This is a genomic window from Psychrobacter sp. 1U2 (genome assembly GCF_051847575.1).
Genome location: NZ_JBPYDC010001184.1, coordinates 1 through 676, shown reverse-complemented (window position 1 = coordinate 676; position 676 = coordinate 1). Strand labels below are relative to the sequence as shown.

Genomic DNA, 676 nt, shown 5'->3' with positions numbered 1-676 from the left:
AAAAGAACCAATTAGCAAAAGAAGAAGAGCTGATCGATGCTCATATTTGGAATGATAATCAGCGTATGTTTTTGCAAGAAGAATGGCAAAAAGATGCAGTGTGGGTTGAGACGATTGATGAATTAAATGTACGCTTGCATCCAGACGCTTAGAGTAAAACAACAGATGAATTAAAAAAGCCCACAACCTTACAGCTTGTGGGCTTTTTATCTGCAAACAAGTTGCGCTCTTTAACTTATTTGTTGATGCTCTCGCCATTCAAGTAATTCTTTAACATCTTGATGAATACCTGCTTTAAGGTCTTCTAAACTCTCGTAGCGCCGTTCACCATGCAAAAAATGCAAAAAGCGTACTTGTAAGGTTAGATCGTACAAATCGCCTTCAAACTCTGGAAAATGCACTTCCAAGCGCCAGTTATGTGCTTTATTAATAGAAGGTCTGATACCGATATTTGCAGTACCAAACAAGCTATGCGGACGTAGGCCTACCACACCTGTTTTCTTACCCGTAGCCAGTTTTGCCAAGCCATGGGGTATTATTCTGCCTTTATCATCAAGACTGACCACATCAACAGCAAAAATACCATGAAGTGCAGGCTTTAAACGATCCAGATTTATATTAGCGGTGGGAAAGTCCATCGTTCGACCGATTTTATCTCCGCTGACAACCGATCCTG

2 protein-coding genes are annotated in these 676 nt (G+C 40.7%); one reads left to right on the top strand and one right to left on the bottom strand.

The features are described from left to right. The coding region (locus ACS8FD_RS21095) for a DUF2789 family protein (protein WP_439277306.1) at positions 1–152 on the top strand (152 nt) is incomplete at its 5' end. A gap of 78 nt (positions 153–230) precedes the next feature. Here the strand turns inward: ACS8FD_RS21095 and ACS8FD_RS21090 are convergent. Continuing rightward, positions 231–676 (bottom strand): riboflavin kinase (locus ACS8FD_RS21090; protein WP_439277305.1); only part of this gene is annotated, 446 nt, incomplete at its 5' end.